The organism is Paenibacillus sp. sptzw28 (genome assembly GCF_019550795.1).
Taxonomy (GTDB): Bacteria; Bacillota; Bacilli; order Paenibacillales; family Paenibacillaceae; genus Paenibacillus_Z.
The window spans coordinates 5404066-5425834 of sequence record NZ_CP080545.1; the positions used below are offsets into that span (position 1 = coordinate 5404066).

Consider the following 21769-nt stretch of genomic DNA (forward strand, 5'->3'; position numbering starts at 1 on the left):
TTATATCCCGACGTCAAAAAACAGCACTCATACAATTATTAAAGTATGCATGGCATCCCCATCAATATTCGTGTAGGAAATCACGCATCCATTTACTTCCATAATCTACAATGTTAGCTGTATGGATTTTTTCGTTTTAACCTGAAATCCTTTTACTTAATATTGTAGTGGGCAGTTTGAGTTCTACATATCGAGACCTAGATCTATTAGGAGTCGTTGTGTCAGCTTCGTGATTCCTTTAGTGCCAGCAAAGTTTTCAGTAACAAAATCATCGTCAGACATATATATCGGTTCAAGAGTTTTTTCAAAATCTTCGACACTAATCACCTGACCAAGTTTGTTTTTTGAAATAAAGATTGGTTTTAGAATCTTCATAAACGAAGTAAATCCAATCGTTTTATTTAAAATGTAACCTCTCTCAGAAGAATTCCAGGCATGCGGCCATTTTTTTGAAATGGCCGTAAAATAATTATCAATAATTATCGCAATACTAGCATCTTCTTTAGCAATGAACATATTTCTAAATATTAAATCAGTTATTTCATCTTTTGTTGCTGGGGATATCTTCTTTCCTCTCTTAAGAAGATCCCGATCCCGAATTGGCTCCTTTGAAATATAACTGATAAGCGCTTCTACAAAAGTTGCTTGGTTTAACGTCTGTTCTCCGTTTTGTGTTGCTTTTCCTAATATTTTAATCTTCCCATAAAAAGGACTCTTTTTTTGATAATTCAACAATTTCGCAATATTGTGTGATGTTTTTTGCGGGCTTCTAGCGCTCGCATACTCGAAAAGATCATATCCTAAGGATTTACTGACTTTTTCCTGTTTTAAATTTATAGTTGTAAACACCATTGCCTGATCTTCAATATCCATATCAATAAAAATTGTTACGTTTGCCTGAAATTGGTCTCCATTTCCCACAAAATGTTTTAATCCTGCTATTCTATGTTGACCATCAATTATTTTTGCGGTATGTGGTTTGTTGTTGATTTCTAAAGTTGATGTATCTTTATGAAAAATCACATCTTCAGAAGATATCGACAAGATAATACTTGTTGGAAATGAAGCATCAACAGTATTTACATAACCACCCAACTCTTTAATCCTTGTCGGTGAGATTGGACGTTGAATCCCTAGATATCGTTCTATTTCATTCTCCACCTCAATTCTTCGAGTATCAGAAAAAGAAATTGCTACTAAATCATCAGCGTTTATTGCTCCTATGTAAAATAATCCTATTGGTTGCTGTACCTCAACACATTTTATTACGACCTGTCCGCTCATAATGACCCTCTCACTTTTTGAATTTATTATATTCATCCTCAAGATTGTTCATTTCTCTTAATCTCATTCCTTCAACATTTGGGTCTTGCTGAATCTTGCTTAAAAGCTCTGCTAAGAAAGCAATAAACACCGATAAAACAAATAAAAAAAGAGATATTTTCGCAAGCACTCCCATATTAATCTTTATGTCGGATTGAATAATTTTAAAACCAAATAGTGCAATTGCAGAATAAAGTAATCCAGTCAAAAGTAACATTATCACAGAAATGATTGCCATAAATTGAAAGCCAGGTCTTTTGGCTTCTCTAATCAGAACAAATAAAGCTGGTGCTAATAGACCAGCACTGTATAGGATAAATTCCCCATTTTTATAAAATACGGACCAATCCTGTAACTTGTTAAAAATGACTAAGAGCACTATTCCACCCCATGTAGGTATTAAGCTTCCCAAAAGGGTATAAAAAATCCATAATGAAGTGGACTTCCATTGCTCACTAGTTGCAGTAAAAATAGTTCTAATAAAGCCCATAACAATCTCCTATCTTAATTTATTAAACTCTCTCAATTAATTTTCCACTTAGTTTCATAATTTCTTTCGAGAATACATACCATTTTTTCTTCATCTTTCATTTACTTTATCTTGTTTTTGAGAGCACATTTCAAATGCTTAAGTATGCGCTTCTCCAATGTAAATTAGTTCTTCTTTAGCGCACTGTGAAGGGACTTGATGCACGCGGAAACGAAAAATGAATGTAAAGAAAACGACGCCAATAAACAGATCCGGCGTCGTTTGTCAACTGCAAACGAAAATTACCCAAAATCGGCACTTGAATTTTCCCCATTAAGTGCAAGGTGAAGGCCCCCGAGGGGGCAGCGAAAATCGGTTCAATCTGTTTTTTCATTTTCCGTATCGGGTCGAAAGAAGCCTGCCTTTTTCTTTTCTTTAATGCGGTAGCTCTCCCCCTTGATGTTAATGGTGGTGGAGTGGTGGAGCAGGCGATCGAGAATCGCTGTGGCTAAAACGGAGTCGCCGAAAATCTCTCCCCAGGCACCGTAGGACTTGTTGGAGGTGAGAATAATGGATCCGGACTCGTAGCGCTCGGCAATGATCTGAAAGAAAAAGTGCGCTGCCGTTTCGTCCATCTTGCGATAGCCGATCTCGTCGATGATCAGTAAGTTTGGCTTGGTCAAAGCCCTCATTTTTTGCGTAATCGTGTTGTTCAGATGTGCTTGCTGGAGGGTTTGCACTAGATCGTGCGCGGTCGTGAAATACACCGTGTATCGCCGTTTAATGGCCTCCAGTGCAAGTGCCACGGCTAAATGTGTTTTCCCTACACCGGGCGGTCCTAAAAAGACAAGGTTTTCTTGGTGCTCCACAAAACGGAGCGTCGCTAGATCCCGGATACGTCGTTCCTCAACCGACGGTTGGAAACCGAAGTCGAACTGATCAAGCGTTTTGTGGTACGGTAAGTGAGCCATCCGGGTTTTCATGCGAATAAAGCGGTCATGCTTGGCGGAGAGCTCCTCCTGCAGTAGCCCGTCGAGAAAATCCAGATACGTTCGGTTCTGGGCGGCAGCCTCCTCGGCATGCTGATGCAATATTTCCGGAATTCGGCTCCATCCAAGATGCTCGAAAGCCTCCTGCAAGCGTTCGGTTACGACCATCATTGCATCACCGCCTCATCCAGAAACTGCTCGTAGACCGACAGGTTGCGCTGAACGACGTCAGGCAGCGCTTGCTGCATGAGGCGCGGCATCGGGAGTTGCGCGGGCTTGCCGCCTGCTGCGCGGATGCCTTCGGTATGCTTCTTGTCGAAGATGACCTCGCGATGTCCGGCAGCCTTGTCGTGTTCGGCGATGAGCTTGTCTTGTACAAAAATTCGGATGCGGCCGTTACGCTCATCCTGTACCTCCACAACCTGACCGACATACCGCCAAGGCACCGAATAGCGGTTTGCTCCGTAGGAGATCAGCGCGTCAGCTGCTACCTTGCGGGGGTACCGCTCCGCTTGATCGAAGGGAACGAGATTGAAGGTTTTCAGGCCCTCATGCAGTAGGCGTTGCTGCGGTGCTTCATGGGTGGTGCCATGGATACGGACATTAGCAACGGTGTCGAGCCACAAACGAGCCTTACTATTGAGATCGGCTAAACCGGTAAACGTACGTACCCGCGGCCAGAAATTCTTGCGCACATATCCGACGCCATTTTCAACTTTACCCTTGGTTCGCGGACGGTACGGAGCACAGCGCCGCAGCAGGAACCCATGGTGGGCGGCAAAACGTGCGAATCGTTCGTTCCATAGGGGATGACCCTGTTCGTCGGCACCGGTGACGACTGTTTTCATGTTGTCGTAGAGTACCGTTTCCGTTCTTCCGCCGAAGTATTGCATCGCCCGGACATGGCAGCCCATTAGGGTATCCAGTTTTTCATCTTCCGTATACTCCAGATACATCATCCGGGAGTAGCCGAGCACCATGACGAAAGCATACAGCCGCTTAGCTTCACCGTTCCACTCGACTTTGAAATGACCCCAGTCGACCTGCGCCTGTTTACCAGCCGGCGTCTCGAAACGTTCAGTCGCTTTGGCCAGTACCGCAGGCCTTAGAGGTTCCATAAAGGTGCGCAGCAACCGGATCTGCCCTGGGTATCCTTTGGCTTTGATTTCGTCGAACAACACGGCCGCATTCAGGCAGCCTTCTTCCATCCGGGAATGGATATAGTCTTGATACGGCGCCAAGATGCTCGATTTCGGTTTTTGGCGTTGATAGGATTTGGGCCCTTCTTCACGAAGCCACTTGTCAATGGTCTTCCGGTCTCGGCCGAGTTCCTCGGCAATTTGCGTCTTATTCATACCTTTTTGCCGCATGTGCTGGATCACGTAAAACTCCCCATTCTTGATCATTGTCTCTCTCCCCCGTAAGGAAGAGTCTCTGCCGATTATGGGGAATTTTCAAGTGCCGTTATTGGGGATTTTACCACTGCCGTTCACACGTTGGTACTCATGCCCTATCCAATTAGCAATTTCTTCCCACATGTATTGATTGTTTAGTTATAACAACATTAATACCGGTGGAAGTGGGAGTATTCGCTAACCCCCATATCAACCAACGATCGCCTTCAATAAATCAGGTATTTCATCATGGTCTTCGAACCAAACTATCCTAATACCTAACTTTTCAAATGACCGTTCCCTTGATAGGTGAAAATCATCAAGAAATGCATTCAATAATTCAGGGGACAGTCCACTCGTCAACTCCTTAAATTGATCTTCTTCGACTTCCAGGTCCAGCCTTTGCATAAATGCGAAATGTTTTATTTTATTCGAATTTCTTCTTGATGAGATATCTAAAATTCGCCTCATATTGGGATCGTTCATAGAAAGTCCGATAAATAAACATACATTTTCCTTTAATACATGCATCTGAGTAATGTTCGACCATGAATAGGCATCTGTGTAAACGGTATGATATGCTTGCTCACTAAAAATAATAAGGTTATCTTCCGAATCATCATACTTATTTTCGTGTTGCGGTAAGTAGCCATGGACATGGAAGATAGGGAGAACATTTGGGTTTATTTCGTCATCTTCCTTAAAAACAGGCATATGATCAACAGGTACTTCAACTAAGTGCTTTTCCAACAAATCATCATAATTAAATGTGACTACTGATCTAATGCGGTACTTTCCACGATGATTGCAAAGCTTGGCAAGCCAGACAAGTGTTTGTGAAGTATATGCTCTTTTTCGTCTCCCATAAAGAGCTTCCCTAATATATCTTGATAATGCGGTGCGCGAGTTTATTGTTGATTCTAAGAAAAAAGCGTTAATTATTGGAGACTCGTCTCGGAGTTTACTAAGCAAATTCACCATTAACTCTTTATCTGTTTCACTTACGGAAGCAGCGCTTAACTTCCCACCAAACCTTTTTGTGTTCATTTGTCTAACAACAGCATCATTTAGTTTCTCCAATAGCGCATCCCAGCTAGGAAACCCCGCAGAGGTGGAAATGCCAGCCCCTAAAAAGAGAGACAACTGATCACGTTGAAACGCATTTCGAATTTGATTAATGTATTCTTCCCTTGATAATTTCCAGTCCGGCAAAGATTCTACTGATCTTGGAAGATTGTTCTTATCCTCCAGTGGTAAAACTGCATACTTATCTCCGCGTTTTTCAAAAAACTTTTTACTCGACGCTTGTACTCCAACGTAACCTTTCATGTGCCGTCTAATTGCTTGGGTAAGAACCCCGATTTCATTTGCAGTATTGAAGTTATACCAGCCGTTTTTTTTAATCACTTCGAGAACTTCTGTAGGGTGGGCAGCTCCACCTAATTCGTTTATAGCTAGTATTGCTGCATCATATATCTTCAAGTGATGCCCCCTTAATCTATATAGATGGCACAAAAGATTTTTAAATTCGGTTGCAAAGTCGAGAAACGATTCGAGAATGATCTTTGCTGATCTCTGAGATGAACGTTTGAACTGCACTTCGAATTTCAGCCAAACTGGCATAGAAGACATTGTATATGACAGATTTTTTCAGCCATCCCCATAATCCTTCAATGGGATTGAGATCGGGACTGTACGGTGGAAGAAACATCAACTGGAGAGATTCGGCGTGAGCTTGTAAAAAGGGTTGAATCAGTTTTGCGTGATGGATGCGGGCATTATCCAGAATGATGACGAGTCTTTCACCTGGGAATCGGGCAACAATTCGCTTTAAAAACGATAGAAAAACGTGAGCATCATAGTGTTCTTCTTCGACACAAAATACTTCACCGCTGGCATAATCGAGTACGCCAAGCAGCTTGACGCCATGGTGCTTACCATAAGTTTTAATCTTTCGTTGATGTCCTTTGGGAAACCAGGTATTGGCTATGGCTTGGTAATCACGGATCATGGATTCATCTTCAAACAGAATTCGATCAATTTCGCGTTGTTGCAATTTTTTTTACAGCCTCGAATGCTTCTTTAAAAGCAGCTTGTTTAGCCGGATCAACTTTGGCCAATGTATAGGTCGGTTTCGTATAACTGAATCCCAGCTGCCGTAACAGATTGCGAGCACCGCGATTTGAGTAGTTCACATCAAACGTCCGTTCGATCCAGTCACGCAGTAATGGAGCTGTCCAGTTCATATCTGCCGGAAAACCAACATCTGAGGGCGTCTTCTCGACGAGTACATAAGTAACTTCCAGTTCCTGTTCTTCGGTAAGCCATGACGGTCGACCTGGTGAGTGTTTAAGAACAAGTCCATCCAAACCCATGGCCCGGAATGCTATTACATAAGTACGAATGGTCACCGATGTTAAGCCTACAATCTCGGCAATCTCATCGTAGGACCGTCCAGTTAAGTGAAGATAAATCGTCTGGTATCGTTCAAACATGCGTTTATCTTTAGTCGCTTTCATCGCGCCTTTTACATGTTCAATCTCTGCAGTTACTGCTTCCTGTTGTGGGGATACGGAATTTTCGTTCATATTTGAACGCCTCCTACAGGTTCCTATTACCTGTAAGAATTAGACATCTATTTCCGAAAACCTTTTATGCCTTGTATATAGTCTAATTAAAAACACATTATTGTCCTTCCACATTTATTCGATAGAAAGGGTTTTTCCTTCATATTGACATCGAATTAACAGAAATAAGCATAGAAGAAGCTTACTATCAAATGAACAGCCTCTTGTACAATCAGGATCATCAGGAGTTCATCACTTCTTTCAAAAGCGTACTTCGTTCCCGTTTCCAAGTAAAAAACTATTATACTGATTAACTATGTTTACCAATTAAGTAAAGCAAATAATTATCCAGGTCGGATAATGAATCGACTTCTTTCGCCATAATATCCAGACCTTCTTCAATATAGCGAAGCATATAATCATCGACACTTTTTGCATCAAGAGCCTGACCAACCCGTTCCACGAGTAGATGTTTAAACAATATGTAATCATCCCCACGTGCAACTACTCCATCCGGTATCACAAAACGTGTTTTTCGTTCCTTCCGTTCCGGGGGTGAATCAAAGGAAACAAGTCCCTTTACGAACGCAAGTCGAAGTGCTTCTGGCCTTTTATCGTTTAGCTCCAACTCAGCCATAATACGGATAAGTTTTTCTTCACCTTCTACAGATAATGACATCCTACCATTTGCCATTTATGTCTAACCCCTATTCAAAAGTAAAATATCCTTCGGTCACCTTTGTTGCGTTTTCTTCATCGTCATATTGCAAAATGTATGATTTCTGTACAAACGGTTCAATTTCTTCAACGAAATCCTTGGTTATTTCTGTATCAGTCGTTAGTATGATGACCTGGTCACTTAAGTTTGTAAAGAACCGATTCACTAAATTAGCTCTGTGAATGCTATCCAATCGGGCCAGAGGCGTATCAATTACAAACGGGAAGTTTGTACCTGAAACTTTCGTTAGCGCCCAAATCATCGAAAGTGCAATAAGTTGTTTCTCGCCTTCCGATCGAGACGTCAAATCGACTTGACGGTCGAATTCATCGTAAATTTTAAGAGTAAATTCATTTGAGTCAAATTCGACTCGGTGCAAATCTTTTTTTCTAAACAACTTTAACAAAATTGTCTCGATTTCTTCTTTTAGTTGCTTAGCTTTTAACACCGTTACCCGATCGATGAATTCTTTTGTTGCACCAATGAGGCGTGTCATAATCTCCATTTTCTGCTCAACTGGTCCCATTTCACTCTTAGCCTGCCGTTTTCTTGTCATATCGTTCAAAAGTTGATGATGACGATCCTGGAGCTTTCGGATTGATTCGCTTCTTGCCTTTCTAGCGACATAAAGAGCTCCGAGTTCTTCAGATATCTTTGCTAGCTTTTCATCTTCTTCTTTTGTATCAATTACATCTGGTGCATCATTTAATTGGTCAAGTAGTTTTTGGAGCTCAGCTTGAATTTTTATACGTTTGCTTATCAAACCTTTTACATCTACATTACTCGTCAGGTTCCAATTTAATATGGTCTGCAACTCATTTTGGGATAAATCATTTGCGTGTAACACATTTAATGGCTCAATTTTCACTTCCTGAACTTGATTAATTTTCGCCCAAACTTCCTTACCTTTTTCTTTTATCTGCTCTTTTTGTTGGTCATTTAGCGGGGGGGCGATTGTTACCGATAGTACCTGACTTATAAACCTGTCATATGGAGCAAACATTGCGGTACTTTTGCTCATACTCGAAATATAGTTCTGTTCTTTTTTTATTCGTTGCTGGAGCTTTCGTACAACTGGTGACGCGATTAAGTTGGGGAGCGAGTTCCGTCCGAAGCGTTCCAAAGTAGTAAAAATTAGTTTAAGCTCATTTTCCAATTCACCTATTTTGCGATTAACTTGACTCTTTGTTTCACTACTGTTAGCGAGTTTAAGTCTTCTTCTTTGGTTCAAATACACTTTATCTTCATTCAAGTATTCAATCTTTTTTTCATCTGGTTTTTCTTCTGATTTTAACAACTCTAATTCCGTCGCACAATTTTGCAATTCACTCGAGAGCTTTTGAATCTCTTCATCTTTAACGGTTTTGGAGAGTGCCATTTCATCCTTATAACGTATGCTGGACAAATCATCGAAAAGTTGATTGTAAAGCTCCAAAGAAACGATTTTTTGAATGGCTTTAATAGTTTCTTTGGTATCCTGCTCTCCAACTAGGTCCCTTATTTTTTCAGCGTCAAAAATAAAAAACGGAGCCACATCGATTGGAATCCGTTGATCGATGAACTCATTAAATTCCTCATCCGCAGCCGTTACTTCCCTAAGTTCTTCTCCTGAAACTACATATATTTTTCTAGTTTCATTGATATCATGTTTATTGTCTTCTAAGAAAGTAATTTCGATGAGATATGTTCCGACGCGGTCTGTAAATGAGAGTTGGATCTTACTTTCCCTTCCGCCTTCTCTATAATACCGTCTGTTTATCGATTCATTTTTAATAATTTCATACTCTTCTTTACTGAATTTTCGTCTCCCATAAAAACAAATAAAAAAAGCATTAATTAGTGAGGTTTTACCTGCACCATTTAAGCCGCCAACAAGAGTAATATTTTGTTTATAAGCAATAAAACCTTCTTGTTTCTTATGTAAATCTAATTTCTGAACTCCGTAGTAAGGTCGATAATTTTCAAAGGAAATATAATTAAAAATCATATGATGTTACGCCTCTCTTCCTCTTGCTCCACCCAATCCATTACTAAATCGGAAATCCGATCAAACAAACCTCTTCTTTTAGACATATTTTTATCCGCATATTCCTTTTCGATTCGAAACAGCTCTTTTAAATATTGAGGCTCAACATTATATTTTCTACATATTTCTTCTAAGAGTTCATCTTCTTCGTTAATCAACGATGACATTTGCTATGCCCCCTAGGCTAAACCAATAAATATACATGGTTATGGTTATTTCTGTATAGTATAATTTGATTATAGTAAATTGGAACCAACTTTACTAGGAGGAAATTCCTTGAACATACTTTGTTCTCCAAATACTGAAGATATTGAATCATATTTACAAAAACGCTTAGTTATAAGACAAAAAGCAACCCAACTACATATAGTTCCGACGTTAATTTTGTACCGGAGGAGACTGAAATTTTATATTTCTAAATATAAAAATCAGTTTCAGAATAAGCTTCGTGACGAAGGCTTTAAAACAGAACAAGAAATAAGAGAAAAACATGTTGCATTGTTTGAAATGGACCAGTGGATTAAAGAGTTGGTTTATGCGAACGCAAGTACCACTTTGTCTAAATCAGAATCAATTGTTATATTGGAACGAATTATGAAGCAGAACGAAGAAACTAACCATTTGAGTTGGCTTTCTGTTTCCAATGAATTATCGAATACATTTACTGAGTTAAGTCTTACTGGATTGAACATTTCGACCTTGAGAACGTTCGATGACGCTAAAAAATGGCAGCAAAGCTTAAATATATATGAATCGTATTTAAACGAACTTCATGAAAAACAACTATTAGACTATGGATTAGCGGCTAACCAGAGGTTAAATGAATTTGATGCCTTAGAATTTGATGAATTGATTTTGGACGGTGCTTTCTTACCATTAAACGCAAAACATCAGCGTCTTATTGATATATTTGTTTCACAGAAGAAAGAAGTAACCATCTTGCTGCCATATGACTTGCAAACGCCTGATCAGCCCGCGACTGAAGCGATTGTCAATGTTTACGAAAACATCTTACCCAAGTCTAAATGGGAGTCTGTACAACAGTCGAAATCAAACTCATTCTTTATCGACCGGTTGCCGAAAAATATATTCCGAGATGTACTATACACCAACCTCGATAATTCATTTGCTCTGATGCGTTTTCCAACCCTAGAAGAAGAACTTTCTTATATATTGCGGCAAATTTATGTTCTTGTTAAATACAAGGAAGTGAGTCCAAAACAAGTAGTTATTATTACTCCAAACGCAATGGAGCTACGACCACTCATTAGAGAGATATCTGAGCAGAATGATTTGAAAGTTCGACTCCCACGCAGACCGTTTATGCATTTGGCTCAGGGGAAGGCAATAAAATATCTTTACGACATTCAAACAGATATAAGGAAACTATCCGAAACGTATTTAAATATTTCCATGTTCAAGATTTTTCTTGGTGGTTCACTTTTAAAATGCGAAACCGCTCTTTCAGAGCAGTTTGAAAAACTTGAAAGCTTTTTCGCTGACTGTACATCAATTGAAGAATGGACAGCAGGCTTTCAATCACTACTGAATACTAAGGAACAGATGGATGCGGAAAAATACCCACATCATCCTGTAAACACTGTGAGCAAAGAACAACTTGAAGAGATAGACGCCATCGTAAAGCAAATTGAATCTGCAAGTAAATATTTGTCAAGTATCTCCCCGCGAACGGTTAAAGACCACGTTGAAGCATTGATATCATTCATTCGCTCTGACGCTCGATTTGTTGCGTTAGAGGAATCAATTTGGAATCGACTAAGCAAAATAACCGAATCCCTTGGTACCCAAGAACGAATCGAAATTAATGCTTTTGAGTTCGGCGAGAGAATCTCGGCTTTATTTGCCGAGCAAGAGGAGTTTGAAGACGGAGATAAAGCAAACGTCGAAAATGACGAAGACGACATTTACTTAAACCGCGAAATATTAGTTACGGGTCCAAACAACGTTGAATTCCAGCGTTATGATTACGTATTTGTTTGCAGATTTACTCAAGATATGTACCCTGAACCGAAGATATTCGATTGGCTGATAACTAAGGAAATTGAACAAAAAATCCTCAAGCAAACAACTTATTTTAAACCGGATACAACTAAACAGCTTGAAAGATTTTACTTAAATCGGTCACTGTACCATATATACCTGATGTTCTGTGCAGCAAAAACCCAGATCACGGTTTCTTATTCTCAGATCGATAATGGGATTACGTTGACACCGGCACATTACTTACATGACGTCGCAAAAGTATTCGGACTTGAAGAAGGAAATAAGCTTGAAAATAAAAAAGCGCCAAACTTAGAAGATTTGCTGATACAATCTCGAGTATTAAAATGCCCGAGTAGCATTAAACCATTGAAGGAAGATGATGTCTTTAATAGAGCAGAAATAAGAAAGGAATTATTTGATCGCCACTTTACTGTAGAAGAACTAACCGTTTATAAATATTGCCCCCGGCGATTTTATTATCAAAAGAAATATCAAAGCGAAAACGTGTACACGCAGCTCTTTCACATTCAATCCTATGCATCGTCTTGTCTTTATGAAAAATCTGTTGAACTGTTAGCCACAAGCGAACCTGATGCTATTCCTGAGTCAATTGATGTAAAACGACAGTACAACCGACTGTTAAACAAAGTGAAGAGCTATCGCGCAGACGCCGAAGAATATGTTCGTCCACTCTTTCCGTTAAGCAACCGTATTTGGCACAACATAACATCCCAGACTGACTTCTTTTTATCAACGCTGATTCACTGGGTTTTCGACAATCCTTACGTTCGGGAATATCGGAAAGCTGGAAACAATCATATTACAATTCAGTTTTTCCTCACTGACAAACAGAAGCAAATTAGGCTAGATGGATTCACATTCACAGCTACTAAAGAACTGGAAGTTCAGTACAACCACAGTGAAATTCATCGCTATTCGATTTCAAACCGTAAAGATATTCTTGCTTTTTCATCCAATGATCATGATGAGAAAGAACAAATGAAGGAAATTAAAGAATGGTATGATCGTTTCAAACGGAGCTTTTATAACGATTCTGCAACAGCAACCAGTACGTTAACTGAGGTCATTTCGAACATTCAATCCGGTAAATTTGATAAGAACGCCGGAGGTCATTGCAAGTATTGCACCTTTAATAAGTTTTGTCATGAACGTGAGGTCGACCAATGATTACATCCGAACAAAAGAAAGCAATTGAATCAAATGCCACCCTCATATTAGTCAAAGCCGGCGCCGGTACTGGTAAGACAGAAGTCCTTAGCCGAAGGATTCTCCGGTTGCTTGATGATGATCAAAATTTGAGTATTAAAGACATGGTGATTATTACTTTTACGAATAAAGCAACGGAAAACTTGCTATCACGCTTGAAGTTGTATTTGTACCATCAATGGAAAAGTACGACTAATACACAGAAACGACAACGTTATCGTTACGAACTTGAAAACTTGAACTCGTGTCAGATCTCTACAATCCATAAATTCTGTAAAGCCATTCTGGACGTAGCAGGTCCGATTCATTTTCCTGATTTTGAATATTCACCGAATTTCAAGGTTTCGGAAGCTGCTATGATTCAGGCGGTTGAACGGACATTCGAAAGTTGGTTAACACAAAAAAAACGAGATCAGAAGGAAGTATTTCATGAGAAGTACATGCCTTTTCATCAGCTACGTAAAACAGTAATCGACTCTTATACCATGATCCGATCGCAAGGGCTCTCACTCGAAAAAGTGCTCAAAACAACTAAAGACAGCCTTACGATAGAAACCGGCAATCCACGACATATTAAGCAAGAAATTGTCGAGATATTGGAACAGTTGCATCGAAATCACCAGCGATTCCGTTTACAATCACTCGATCCGGATAATCTGCTCGAATACTGTTTTAAGCTCTTATCTAGAGAGCCTGATATCGTCAAGAGCATTAAAAGCAATTATAAATACTTATTTGTGGATGAATTCCAGGACACCTCAATGTATCAAACCGGTATTATAAGGAAGCTGTGTGACGGAACACCGGAAAGTCCTAATTTATTTGTAGTCGGTGACAGCAAACAATCGATTTATCAGTTTAGAGGAGCAGATTTATCAGCTTATGAGTCCGTCGAAAAGTGGATAGTAAATTATGGTGAAGTGTTGACTCTCTCGACGAATTTTCGATCGACTGGCGAACTTGTTATTTTGGTCAATTCATTATTTAAACGTATCAAAGAAAGCTATCCAGAAATTCAATTTAAGCCCGAGCCGCTTCGGTCAAATCAAATCTCTAAAGAACCGGTTACGTTAACTGATGCTTACCAGTGGACATATGCAAAAAAAGACGAATCCCAACCGAAACTCGTTGCCGAATATATTCGTTCTGAAATCGATCGCGGCGCTTCGCCAAATGAATTCGCAATTCTCTTTAGAAAGAACTATCCAATGATCGAATTTGCGGATGAATTAGCTAAACTGAACATCCCTTTTCAACTCATTGGAGCTGGGAACTTCTTTAATCAGCGTGAGATTATTGATACCTACAAGCTAGTTAACTTTATTCTGTTTCCAGATAGTAAAATAAACATCGAAGAAGCACTTGAAACTATTTATTTTTCGAATGACCGTAGTAGGGTATATGACTTTGTAGTAAAGATTCAATCTCAAGTTGCAGAACGAACACCTGCGCAACTTCTGGAGTCAATATACCAAATCACAAGTATTAGAGAACGGCTCATTACAAGCAAGCCTCAAGCAGTTGCTAATCTTAACAAGTTAAAGGAGTTAGCTAGAAATTTTAATATAAAAGAAACTATTCAACTTCATGAATTTCAAGACTGGCTTCATGCAATGATTGCTAGCCATAAAGAAGAACAACAGTCTGATATTCCAACCGGAGAAGATGCTAACTCGGTGACCCTTATTACCATTCATAAGGCAAAAGGATTGGAATATCCCATCGTTATTCTTCCCAGCTTGGAAGAAACGCTGAGCAAATCAGTCCTACAACCGGCTGTTGTCTATAACAAAGCTACAGGCTTAGAGTATTGTTACACACCTTATTATGGCGAAAAATCTGTGCGTGTTCCAAGCCCAAACTATGAAACAACCGTGGAGAGTTATAAGCAGGATCTTTATTCCGAAGAACTTCGTGTGTTGTATGTCGCCTTGACTCGTGCAGAAAAAAAATTAGTGTTCGTTGGAAGCGAACACTGTCCAAAAAGCGCCATTTGTTTTCAAAACTGGCTGAAGTTAATTTGACTGTGACTTGTATAATAGATTGAACCCACTGAAGCTTTCTTAGACAACATCTCTAGGAAAGCTTCTTTTTCATCAGTCATGATTATACCGTAACAGTCGATAATAAACGCAATGTCCCAAAGTCCACCGTGATCGTTTTTCGCTAACGAGATGAGCTCTACGTACCCGCCGCGGCATAACATATCAATACCCATATCCTTCAAAATAAGCCTTACCTCTTCTGACAAGGTTCTTTTTCTAATTACTCGATCAATGTCGAAGATAATCGCGACTTTCTCGATAGACATGACTTTTTGCAAGTGTCTGATTTCGGTACAGATATACAATATTTCATCCACTAAACTCGAGAACTTCATGACAGATTTATTGCTGAAATAAGATTGATTGTTTATTTCAATCGTGACCTCAGGATACAAAATATGTTTTACTTCGTTGGTGGCTTCCACAGACAATGGCTGAATTGAAAAATGTTTATTCAACACCTCAATTACACGATACTCCAGATGATCATCGTGTACATCAAGAGAAAGAATAAACTTGTCAGGGATAACCGAAGTAATTTTCAGTGCTTCCAATCTTTCTAGCGGCAGATTAGTAAAGTAGCACATATATCCAACAGGAAAAAGTAAACGTCCTTTGTAATTGCCCTCTTGTTGCATTAATATTGGCGACTTCGCAAGCACACTCAAGAGCTTGTAGCTGTAGTCCGCTGCTTGCTTCAATGGAGAATTAACACGTTTTTCCCCGTCTTCCGTTTCTATAGTCCAAGCGTCGACCGAAACGTGTTTAATCGTCTTTTCATTCCAGTCTTTTACCTCTACAATCAAGGCACCATGATATGGAGAAAACAGTACGATATCGGGCTTTACGCCATCAATAATTGGCTCGTAAAATATGTGCCAGATATCAGAAAGCTGTATTTTCAAGTTATCGATAAGTGCTTTTTCACCGCTGGTCCTGGTCTGTGGATGATCTGGAAACGAGATCGCCATGAATTAGTTCAACTCTTTTCAACAATGATATTGCTTTGATAGCCGCGTTATTCGCCTGCAAGCATTGAACAAAAAGCATTGATTTCTTCAATCGTATTGTATTTTGAGAGCGATATACGAACGGATGAACGTATTTGTCCAAGGCTTAACCCGATGTTTTCAAGCACATGCGATGGTTTTGTTGAGCTGCAAGCCGATCCAGTTGAAAGTGCCACTCTTGTGGCGAGTTCCTTAATAAGAAATTCATTGTCGACACCATCAAATCGAACGTTAACGATACCCGGAATTTTATTCTGCTCATCGCTATTCAAAGACAATATTTGCGAGAACTTTTCCCTAAGGTTATTAAGTAAATGTTGCTCTAATTGGCACAGCACTTTTTGATTTTCTTCGATATCGCGAAGTGCTATCTCAGCAGCTTTACCGAATCCAACAATATTGTGCATACTGAGCGTACCACTTCGATAATCAAACTCTTGACCACCGCCATGAAGAAGCGGGGTTATTTTCGTCTTTATCCCTAGATCATCTTTTTTTAGGATTGATGCTCCAATACCTTTGGGTCCGTGCAATTTGTGTGCAGAACAAGACATAAAACGTACGTTTTGAATGAAGGGACGAATATCTATTTTCCCTAATACCTGTGTAGCATCGCTATGGAAAAATACATCTTTGTTTCTACATAAGTCTGAAATTTTTTCAACATCGTTAAGAGAGCCTAATTCATTGTTACCTAAAATAATACTGACTAACAATGGTTTCTTCACATCGATTGTCGCCTTGAGGTCGTCAAATATAACCCTTCCATACCGATCTACTTCTATAAACGTTACACATTTCCCTTTTGTTTGTAGAAACTTTGCTGTTTCTAAAACAGAAGAATGTTCAGTTTTGGAAACGACCAGGTAATTGCCCTGGTCGTCGTAAACATCCATTATTCCTTTTAAAATCATATTGTTGCTTTCTGTTGAGCCGCTTGTGAAGATAACCTCCTCCGGCTTACAACCGATTAATTGCGCCACATGAAAACGTGCTTCATCTGCTGCCTTTTTTGCATTTTCAGCAAGCGTATAATGCTTACTTGAAGGGTTACCATATTCTTCGTACAAGAACGGCAGCATAGCTTCTACAACCTCTGGATGGATTTTCGTTGTAGCACTATTGTCCAAATAGATCATCGTTCTCCACCTCTGGAACTTTCAAAAGGAAATTGGTAATCATTTTTTCATAATTTCCTGCGTAGTTGTACTCGTTTTGAAGCAATATAGAGCCTCGCTCTAGATGATTATTAAACAGCCCTGGAAAATACTCTTCATCCGTAATTTCACGATTTTCATGTTGAGCAATTAAAACTTTAAATAAATAATCATAAGGCCCAGTTAATACGTTTCGAGGAAGCTCTAGGCCGCTTTTGTCTTTAACCGTCATTAAAATGGGCTGCGGTTCCTTTAGCGATAAAATGACAGCATATCGTGCTAAAATGTTTGGTGTAAGTCTGGTTGAAGCTTGTAAGTTTTTCAATCGTTCCGCTGTCGCTTTTGAAGTATTAAGACGAAAATTCATAATTACTCTCCATACCAAAGTAGTTGTTTGAAACCTGAACTCTGCCTAAATCTGAATTAAAATCAATGGTGTATAGATGTGACACCTTTTTACTGATTTGTTCAAACTGTTCATGATTGATCTCAGAATCTGTTGATAAAATTATCACTTGTTCACCGCATCGGGGTATAAACTGTTCCATAATCGCTTTCTTATGTGTTTGATCCAGACGACCCAAAAGTGTATCAAAAACAAAAGGAAGTCTTCTCTTAGAACACATCGCCATTGCCCAGACTGTCGAAAGTAAGAGGATTTGCTTTTCACCCGCAGATAAGATTTCAATATTTATTTCTTCCTGGTTAGGATCAAAGATCCGTAACTCAAATGTTTCAGGATGAATTTTAACTCGCGTTACAAACAATTCTTTGCGGTAAACGATTTGCAACATTCTAGCAGTTTCTAGTTCCACTTGCTGTAATTTCTTTTTCATCTGCATAGAACGAAAGAGTCGACTAACTTCTGATACCTTTGTAGCAATTTCAAACACATGCCCCATTTTTTTGGATCTTATTACTTTAGCCTTTAGGTCTTCATATTCTTTCTCTTTTAAATGAATATTTTCATCTAATTCTTTGGATAAGACAATCATTTGTTCTTTTTTAAATTGAATGGTCGTAATTTCGTTCTGGATTTGCTGTGTTTTATCAAGAAGTTCTTTAAGGTCGCTGGAAGCATCATTTTCTTCGATTTGTTTACGTATCACCTGCACTTCTTTAATGAGCTGAGTATTTCCCCTAAAGTCGTTTAACATCTCTTTTGGACTAAATTCACATGCTTGTTTAAAGAACGACATTACTTCAGCCCTCTGAATTGCTGAGGCTTTATGTATTGGCATAATTTCATCCGATGACATGAGTCCCGTCAATTTCATATAAATTTCCGAAACAATATCATCATCATTTTTATCCAATAACACACCTAGTACATTCTTAAATGTATCTTGTGGTATTGTATTAATAAATTCATTTTTCAAATCCGCTTTTGCTTCTTTGCTCATTTGAACTAAGACATTTTTAAGTAAAGCCCTACTCATAACAAATGGGAAAATGGATATCAAGTTTTCCCGATTTTTCTCCATCATTGAAAGACGTCGATTATCGATGTCACTCATCTTCTTTACTAGTAGGTCGCGCTCTTTTTTTTCTAATCCACCATTGACATGAAACTGCCGTTCTAGATCATTATACAATGAAGTTTTCTCATCAATCTCTTTTTCAACACTTTCGAATTCAATAATGAATCCATTCTTTTTCATTAATAAATCATTTTTTTCTTGTTCAATTTCAACTAGTTTTTTTTCTTCTAAGGATAGGTTGGAGAAGACTTTTTCTTGTTTTAAATAAGTATCCAAGTCAGCTTCAAGGTTTTCAAACAAGTCTACATTAAACATTACTTTTGCCGTTTGTCTCAGGTATTCGGCAAGAGTCTCTCTCGAGACCACTTGTGATATTTTCTCCCCATCAAATAAGCAAAAATCTAGAAGTTGTGGGGGAGTCTCGTCACGCAGCTTGGTTTGAAATAGTTCGACATCCTTCTCCTTTAGTTGCTGACCGTTTTTAAATACGCTGAATGATTCTTTAATTGTTTTTTTATTTTTCGTCCAACTGCGATTTAATGTATATTGATTTCGCTTTAAATTCTCCACCATTTCAAGATCTAGAATGACCTGATAACTTGTGTGGTTTTCTTTTTTTGCAATGGAATTTAGCTTTGCTTCAATTTTATCTAAATATAGCGCTGAATCCGGCTTTAAACCGTATGTAAATGAACCAAAAAGAACAATTCGAAGTGAATCTAATATTGTCGTTTTTCCAGAACCGTTCTTTCCACCAATAAGAACTACATTACGTTCGATGCCAATTGTTTTAAGATCAAATGATTCACCGTTACCGTAATAAGCGCCTATATTTTTTAACACCAGCCGATTAAACTTCATTCCTTGTACCCTTCTACCTTCCCATAATGTAACCAATCCTGGTTAAGTATTTTGTTAAATTCTTGAATCAAACCTCTTCTTACCCGATATCCACTATAGTTTTTTTCAGTATTAATGAGCTTTTTCAGCAGTTTGAGGCTTACATTATTTTCTTCACACAACAATTCGAGATCAGTAATCTGGTCATCTTCGAACATTGCCCGATCATCATACTCCCAGTCTAGTTCTTCACCTGTAACGCCGTGATAAATGTCCGGAAGCGAATCAGTCCAATCTCCATCATCAATCCAAACTCGCCGAATATGCTTTAGTTCCTCTTCCAGAATTAACTTGTACTCACCATCAAATGGGTTGGCTACTTTTCTTTGAGTCTCCAATAATCTTGTTAATATCATACGTCGCGCTTCAAGCGTAAAAGGTCCAAGGCCTAATTCTCTTTCATCACCTTGACCGGTAAAATATATTCCACCATCCATCCGATGTTCTTCACGATATTCTCTTTTGTCCCGAATATCAGATAACCAGTCACGAAATTCTAAAAGTGGACGAAGCCACTCCTCGCCTGTTTCTATGAACCCACGCAATGCTTTATCTTCACTGACTACAGTACAGGTCCAGCACCCGAAGCGACTATTACCGCAGGAACCGGCACTCTCTTTAATGTCCTTATCAACCACAAGAGGACATTCACCACCAGAAGAATTTTGGTATAGGGCGTATAATTCATGGTTATTATTTCCCCATGGTGATGGCTCATTCCGCAAATACATCCATATATCATCTGTTGTGAAATGCTTAATTGGAGCATAAACAAAAGCATTCGATAGAGTTGAATGTCTCATTAACGTTTTGCCTTCTATTGAGTGAGAATCAATTACTTGAGCTCGAGTTGCACTTTCGTCGGCGCGAACTCCTAATACCATTACAACCTCACCGAAATGATCGACTTTATCTTTAATAAACCTATTTGCAGGGTCAATCTTCATTCGATCCGTACACCAACGAAATTTTTGCCGCGGCGAAGGATAACCTTTTCCAATAATAGAGGACCAGAAACTATTTTCAATCTCTGGTTTGACTTTATGTGATTCAATTGGCAGGTCTCGTTCAAGAGCCTTTTCTTGTATACGTATTAATGTCTTATTAATTGAAGAAATTATCAGTGGTGTTTCAACAAGAGTATCAGATGAAATGATATAAATCTTCTTATGCCGTTTTTCAGCCGGGAGACGATCTACCGCTTCAAATATTAATTGAGTAAGTGCGGTTGAGTCTTTTCCCCCAGAGAAACCGACGACCCATGGAAGCGAATCCATTAAGTACATTGATTGAATGCTGTCGATTGTATCTTCAATCATTTCATTTTTTTTCGTTCCTAAAATCATGCGAGTTCACCTACTTTTAATTTGTCTTCGATTCGTTCTTCTTGTGGTGTTAGTGGTAGCCCCATCTTCATTTTTATCATATTTGCTGTCAAGCTAATGGTATCATTATTTTTATTTATTCTGCCGGTATGCCCAAATGCTCGTCCCATCCAATCAGAATTGTTTCGACTCCAATCTATTGATGGCAGTTTCTGAATAAACTGATCCCAGTCTGTCGGGTGATTGTTATATAAATAAGAACCAATAAGGCCGATTGCTTCCAAAAACACACCGTGTGCATTTATATAATTAGTTCGCAGCTCTGTCGGGGTAAGTTCCTTTTTTAATACTGCTCGCCATTCTAAAACAGATTCACAAAGTTCTAACCAAAATTTCAATAGAAAATCTTTTTCAAGTTCTGAGACGAAATCACCTTTCTTTTTGTTGAGGATTCGACTGTTAGTATTAAATATATTGCTTAGTACAAATATTTTTGGCGATAATTTAGACAATGATGGTCTCTCTTTATCCGTATATCGTTCAAGAAGTGGGATTTGTAAGACTATCTCTTTTGTTGCATTTGCAAGTTGATCACGGTGCTCGTATAGAATCCCAAGGGATGAGGTTGTATTCACAGCATGCCTATTTAAGTCAGCAAAGATTTGTTGGCTCTTCCTTAATCCCTCATCTTTAAAAAATACCACTGAAATATTTTCCTGCCCTAATTCTGGTGAGACCTTTAATGCTTCTTCAATTGCCGCGCGACGGTGTTGACCATCGTTAATTAAAAGCTTGGCATCCAGAGTGATCGATAAACGACCCAAATTGTTGAATTCTGGATCTTTTGTATAAGGCTGAAACTTCATATTTCCATCAACCGACGCTGTAAGTGAACTAAACACATAGTCTTTGGGGTTATCCAAGATGTAACTAGCAATTTCAGGAACCCTTGAACGATTTATAGTTCTCTGCGCTCTATACTCTGGGGGAATTTCCTCCTCATCAAATACGAATATCTTAGGGATTAATTTTAACGGACACATGACAACATAAAATTCACTACCAGCTTGGATACCTCTTAGGGCTGGAAAACTATAACTAAAAGTCGCTTCCATATATGTAATACCTCCATAT

18 protein-coding genes are annotated in these 21769 nt (G+C 39.0%); 2 read left to right on the plus strand and 16 right to left on the minus strand.

The window, feature by feature from the left end; translation table 11 throughout:
• Nucleotides 1–183: 183 nt before the first annotated feature.
• From KZ483_RS25105 to KZ483_RS25150, 10 genes are all read right to left on the minus strand, one after another.
• On the minus strand, nt 184–1284 hold the full coding sequence (locus tag KZ483_RS25105; protein ID WP_220350271.1) for a DGQHR domain-containing protein: 1101 nt from the start codon (nt 1282–1284) through the stop codon (nt 184–186).
• A gap of 10 nt (nt 1285–1294) precedes the next feature.
• Nucleotides 1295–1813, minus strand: a complete 519-nt coding sequence (locus tag KZ483_RS25110) for a hypothetical protein (RefSeq protein ID WP_220350272.1) — start codon at nt 1811–1813, stop codon at nt 1295–1297.
• Between the two features lie 175 nt (nt 1814–1988).
• Nucleotides 1989–2186 carry a hypothetical protein gene (locus KZ483_RS25115; RefSeq protein ID WP_220350273.1) on the minus strand — a complete coding sequence of 66 codons (198 nt, stop codon included), beginning with the start codon at nt 2184–2186 and terminating at the stop codon, nt 1989–1991.
• Nucleotides 2170–2952, minus strand: coding sequence for an IS21-like element helper ATPase IstB (gene istB / locus KZ483_RS25120; RefSeq protein ID WP_309568613.1), 783 nt, complete (start codon nt 2950–2952; stop codon nt 2170–2172). Before istB ends, KZ483_RS25115 begins: the two co-directional genes overlap by 17 nt.
• Nucleotides 2949–4187 carry an IS21 family transposase gene (gene istA / locus KZ483_RS25125; protein ID WP_220350274.1) on the minus strand — a complete coding sequence of 413 codons (1239 nt, stop codon included), beginning with the start codon at nt 4185–4187 and terminating at the stop codon, nt 2949–2951. The genes istB and istA overlap by 4 nt, the downstream gene beginning before the upstream one ends.
• Before the next feature lie 198 nt (nt 4188–4385).
• Entirely contained in the window at nt 4386–5657 is a 1272-nt protein-coding gene (locus KZ483_RS25130; RefSeq protein ID WP_220350275.1) for an SIR2 family protein, read from the minus strand.
• A gap of 40 nt (nt 5658–5697) precedes the next feature.
• A protein-coding gene (locus KZ483_RS25135; RefSeq protein WP_220350276.1) for an IS630 family transposase occupies nt 5698–6763 on the minus strand; the annotation gives its coding sequence in 2 pieces (ribosomal slippage) (nt 5698–6237 and nt 6239–6763; 1065 coding nt in all).
• 289 nt (nt 6764–7052) lie between these two features.
• The gene (locus tag KZ483_RS25140) at nt 7053–7436 is read right to left on the minus strand and encodes a hypothetical protein (RefSeq protein WP_220350277.1); all 384 of its coding nucleotides are present in this window, start codon (nt 7434–7436) and stop codon (nt 7053–7055) included.
• Between the two features lie 13 nt (nt 7437–7449).
• On the minus strand, nt 7450–9447 hold the full coding sequence (gene dndD / locus KZ483_RS25145; RefSeq protein WP_220350278.1) for a DNA sulfur modification protein DndD: 1998 nt from the start codon (nt 9445–9447) through the stop codon (nt 7450–7452).
• Nucleotides 9444–9653 (minus strand): DNA modification system-associated small protein, encoded by a 210-nt coding sequence (locus KZ483_RS25150; protein ID WP_220350279.1) that lies wholly within the window; start codon nt 9651–9653, stop codon nt 9444–9446. Before KZ483_RS25150 ends, dndD (KZ483_RS25145) begins: the two co-directional genes overlap by 4 nt.
• A 109-nt stretch (nt 9654–9762) precedes the next feature.
• On the opposite strand from KZ483_RS25150, the gene KZ483_RS25155 reads away from it, so the two are divergent.
• Nucleotides 9763–12678 (plus strand): PD-(D/E)XK nuclease family protein, encoded by a 2916-nt coding sequence (locus KZ483_RS25155; RefSeq protein ID WP_220350280.1) that lies wholly within the window; start codon nt 9763–9765, stop codon nt 12676–12678.
• Nucleotides 12675–14741: a UvrD-helicase domain-containing protein gene (locus tag KZ483_RS25160; RefSeq protein WP_220350281.1), complete on the plus strand. Its 2067-nt coding sequence runs from the start codon at nt 12675–12677 to the stop codon at nt 14739–14741. The genes KZ483_RS25155 and KZ483_RS25160 overlap by 4 nt, the downstream gene beginning before the upstream one ends.
• Here the strand turns inward: KZ483_RS25160 and KZ483_RS25165 are convergent.
• Genes KZ483_RS25165 through dndB form a run of 6 tightly spaced genes read right to left on the minus strand, consistent with a single transcriptional unit; the run spans nt 14717 to nt 21750 of the window.
• Nucleotides 14717–15733, minus strand: coding sequence for a nuclease-related domain-containing protein (locus KZ483_RS25165; RefSeq protein ID WP_220350282.1), 1017 nt, complete (start codon nt 15731–15733; stop codon nt 14717–14719). The two genes, KZ483_RS25160 and KZ483_RS25165, sit on opposite strands and share 25 nt — an antisense overlap.
• Nucleotides 15734–15780: 47 nt before the next feature.
• Nucleotides 15781–16911, minus strand: coding sequence for a cysteine desulfurase family protein (locus KZ483_RS25170; RefSeq protein ID WP_220350283.1), 1131 nt, complete (start codon nt 16909–16911; stop codon nt 15781–15783).
• Nucleotides 16892–17296, minus strand: coding sequence for a DndE family protein (locus KZ483_RS25175; protein ID WP_220350284.1), 405 nt, complete (start codon nt 17294–17296; stop codon nt 16892–16894). Before KZ483_RS25175 ends, KZ483_RS25170 begins: the two co-directional genes overlap by 20 nt.
• On the minus strand, nt 17280–19271 hold the full coding sequence (dndD, locus tag KZ483_RS25180) for a DNA sulfur modification protein DndD (protein WP_220350285.1): 1992 nt from the start codon (nt 19269–19271) through the stop codon (nt 17280–17282). Before dndD (KZ483_RS25180) ends, KZ483_RS25175 begins: the two co-directional genes overlap by 17 nt.
• Nucleotides 19268–20656, minus strand: coding sequence for a DNA phosphorothioation system sulfurtransferase DndC (gene dndC, locus KZ483_RS25185; protein ID WP_258881413.1), 1389 nt, complete (start codon nt 20654–20656; stop codon nt 19268–19270). Before dndC ends, dndD (KZ483_RS25180) begins: the two co-directional genes overlap by 4 nt.
• Nucleotides 20653–21750, minus strand: a complete 1098-nt coding sequence (gene dndB / locus KZ483_RS25190) for a DNA sulfur modification protein DndB (protein ID WP_220350286.1) — start codon at nt 21748–21750, stop codon at nt 20653–20655. The genes dndC and dndB overlap by 4 nt, the downstream gene beginning before the upstream one ends.
• Nucleotides 21751–21769 lie beyond the last annotated feature (19 nt).

Coding starts and splice junctions, on each gene's coding strand:
- KZ483_RS25105 (WP_220350271.1), bottom strand. CDS start 1,284: ATGAGCGGACAGGTCGTAATAAAATGTGTTGAGGTACAGCAACCAATA.
- KZ483_RS25110 (WP_220350272.1), bottom strand. CDS start 1,813: ATGGGCTTTATTAGAACTATTTTTACTGCAACTAGTGAGCAATGGAAG.
- KZ483_RS25115 (WP_220350273.1), bottom strand. CDS start 2,186: ATGAAAAAACAGATTGAACCGATTTTCGCTGCCCCCTCGGGGGCCTTC.
- istB (WP_309568613.1), bottom strand. CDS start 2,952: ATGATGGTCGTAACCGAACGCTTGCAGGAGGCTTTCGAGCATCTTGGA.
- istA (WP_220350274.1), bottom strand. CDS start 4,187: ATGATCAAGAATGGGGAGTTTTACGTGATCCAGCACATGCGGCAAAAA.
- KZ483_RS25140 (WP_220350277.1), bottom strand. CDS start 7,436: ATGGCAAATGGTAGGATGTCATTATCTGTAGAAGGTGAAGAAAAACTT.
- dndD (WP_220350278.1), bottom strand. CDS start 9,447: ATGATTTTTAATTATATTTCCTTTGAAAATTATCGACCTTACTACGGA.
- KZ483_RS25150 (WP_220350279.1), bottom strand. CDS start 9,653: ATGTCATCGTTGATTAACGAAGAAGATGAACTCTTAGAAGAAATATGT.
- KZ483_RS25160 (WP_220350281.1), top strand. CDS start 12,675: ATGATTACATCCGAACAAAAGAAAGCAATTGAATCAAATGCCACCCTC.
- KZ483_RS25165 (WP_220350282.1), bottom strand. CDS start 15,733: ATGGCGATCTCGTTTCCAGATCATCCACAGACCAGGACCAGCGGTGAA.
- KZ483_RS25170 (WP_220350283.1), bottom strand. CDS start 16,911: ATGATCTATTTGGACAATAGTGCTACAACGAAAATCCATCCAGAGGTT.
- KZ483_RS25175 (WP_220350284.1), bottom strand. CDS start 17,296: ATGAATTTTCGTCTTAATACTTCAAAAGCGACAGCGGAACGATTGAAA.
- dndD (WP_220350285.1), bottom strand. CDS start 19,271: ATGAAGTTTAATCGGCTGGTGTTAAAAAATATAGGCGCTTATTACGGT.
- dndC (WP_258881413.1), bottom strand. CDS start 20,656: ATGATTTTAGGAACGAAAAAAAATGAAATGATTGAAGATACAATCGAC.
- dndB (WP_220350286.1), bottom strand. CDS start 21,750: ATGGAAGCGACTTTTAGTTATAGTTTTCCAGCCCTAAGAGGTATCCAA.